The sequence below is a fragment of the Snuella lapsa genome, assembly GCF_039539345.1.
In the GTDB taxonomy this organism is placed as follows: Bacteria; Bacteroidota; Bacteroidia; order Flavobacteriales; family Flavobacteriaceae; genus Snuella; species Snuella lapsa.
This window is the reverse complement of record NZ_BAABCY010000098.1, coordinates 1-1,716: the sequence shown is the minus strand read 5'-3', so window position 1 is coordinate 1,716 and position 1,716 is coordinate 1. Positions and strand designations below refer to the sequence as shown.

The 1,716-nt window shown below is 32.1% G+C and carries 2 protein-coding genes; both read right to left on the bottom strand.

The genetic code is table 11. The features are described 5' to 3' along the window. Positions 1 to 346: 346 nt before the first annotated feature. Positions 347 to 985, bottom strand: a complete 639-nt coding sequence (locus ABD792_RS17600) for a hypothetical protein (protein ID WP_345007688.1) — start codon at positions 983 to 985, stop codon at positions 347 to 349. Between the two features lie 88 nt (positions 986 to 1,073). Further along, positions 1,074 to 1,619: a hypothetical protein gene (locus ABD792_RS17595; RefSeq protein ID WP_345007687.1), complete on the bottom strand. Its 546-nt coding sequence runs from the start codon at positions 1,617 to 1,619 to the stop codon at positions 1,074 to 1,076. Positions 1,620 to 1,716: the final 97 nt, after the last annotated feature.

Here is a 1,716-nt window from a genome sequence, read left to right as displayed (position 1 = left end):
GGGCCACCAAACTATTGGTTGGAAAAACTAAATATGCCCCCAAAAAAGCAACGTTGCTAAGCACGTAACAGACAGCTATTGCCCAAAATCTAGAGAATCTAGAGAATGGACAAAAAATAAACCTAAGACTAAAGCCAAATTGCCGAAGACGGCCAAATGCCAAGCCACGACACAGGGCTTAACAACAAATTTAGTAGTTAAATACTATAAGCGCTTCTAAAACAAACACACTTAAAACAAGGCAATCCCCATAGTAGGCTAATCGACCAAAACCGGTTCAGTTAACACGGTGTTCATGTTTGGCCGTACCGACCACACGAACGCTTAGTTATTGTAAACAGTTTTATTATTCATATTCAATTTTATAAATCACTTTTTTCTTATAACAAAGTTCTAGTTTTGGTTTCTTTTCTTTAATTAGTATCGGAAACTGTAATTGACTAAAGAATTCATCCCATTTGGATTCAGGGAAATATACTACCGATACTAACCTTTTGTTCTTTGATAATAATTCATTGAAAGCATGTCTCTTGTTTGAGCCGAAATCTAATGGAATTTCACAATTTGTGAATCCATCAAAATTGTAGTCATAAAAAGAATCTTTCTTAGAAGGGTCATATTTGGGTAATAATTCATAAGGATTTCCATTTTTATCCAATATTTCAGTCTTTAAATATGATTCAGTTGAATGTCCAAATCCTATCGAGGACTTACCTTTCCAACTTTCAAATCGTATAAGTCTATAGCGGATTTTATTTTCTACATCTAATAAACTAAAAGCATTAATGTCGACAGACTTTTTTACGTTAGACTTAATTACACACTGAAATATTAAAACCTTTGTATTTTCTTTTGAGTCAGATTTGATATTTCCATCTGCTATTTTTACTTTCTTAATTTTTAAAGTTTGACCTTCGTCTATTGTTATAGTTTGAGAAAAGGTTAGTTGGGAAACAAGCAGGATTAGTAAAAATAATTTTTTCATAACAGATTATAAAGCTTTTAAATAGAACAGGGTATCATCTCTTACGACTGATTGCAAATGGAAAGTTGCACATGGTGTCAGACAGTCCTTAATTAGGCGTAACCTTTCCATTGTAATTACCTTTTACGGTTATTCCATCCCATTGAAAGGTATAATCTACATCAATTTCAGTAACTTGATTACTTAATCCCTCTGATATTGAAGTTATAGAGTTGATAGTAACAGTACCATATTTAAAATCTTCGTCTTGATGCCAAAATTCTGAAGCAACGTAATTTCCTTCTCCCGAATCTCCAAAAAATTCAATAGGATGATGACCATCTATTCCAAAAAAACTATTTGGGCCATTTTTTGTGGTATATGTTCCTTTTAGTAAAGGAATTGCATCTATTTGCTCCCCAGAAATTAAAATAAAATATCCATACTGTCCTTCAAAAAGATTGGGATTGTCCTCATTTAAAGAGTTGTAAAAGATTAAATAATATGGATTCCCATTGCTAGACATGGCAAAGTTAGTTTCGTAAAAATTTCCATTTAGTGTAAATCCATTTTTTATACTAGTTTCATCTGTTGAACAAGATGATAAGAGTATTAAAGAAATCAGAATCCCACATAAAAATCTTATTTTTTTCATTCGTTGTGTTTTTTTTAAATTGTTTACAACGTTCTGTGTATATACAGTAGGGCAGTTCGAAGGAAATCACTTTCGGTTTACCACCAAGCCAAAACAA